This is a genomic window from Bacillus sp. JJ1503 (genome assembly GCF_036965125.1).
In the GTDB taxonomy this organism is placed as follows: Bacteria; Bacillota; Bacilli; order Bacillales; family Cytobacillaceae; genus Cytobacillus.
This window is the reverse complement of the sequence record NZ_JBALOZ010000244.1, coordinates 1-373: the sequence shown is the minus strand read 5'-3', so window position 1 is coordinate 373 and position 373 is coordinate 1. Positions and strand designations below refer to the sequence as shown.

The window sequence follows — 373 nt, the reverse complement described above, 5'->3', positions numbered from 1 at the left end:
CATGCTCAGAGAATTCTTTGAGCATGATTTTTTTTGCTCTTACTCATTTAAATTCCATAGTTAAAGAAACCAATGCGGACACTAAGTTCGCGATTATTGGAAAAATACAAGAAAATCTCTGCTTTTTTATCAATAACGGAATCTATGTCCGCAATTATATGAAATTACCCTATTTTTGTACACATAGCGGAACTGGTGTCCGCCTAACTCAAATAAAAAGACCAAATCAATTTATGATTTGGTCTGCTGCTTAATATGCTATTTATAGTTCGTCTTCATAAAGCTGAATTACATAATCTTTATGGATTCCCTTACAAAACTCCACAAAAAAGAACAGCCTTATTAGCTGTTCTTCTTTTGCCTAGCGACGTCC

At 34.0% G+C, this 373-nt stretch carries 1 protein-coding gene; it reads left to right on the top strand.

Translation table 11 applies throughout. The features are described from left to right. The coding region (locus tag V7149_RS18140) for a hypothetical protein (RefSeq protein ID WP_335347013.1) at positions 1-254 on the top strand (254 nt) is incomplete at its 5' end. Positions 255-373: the final 119 nt, after the last annotated feature.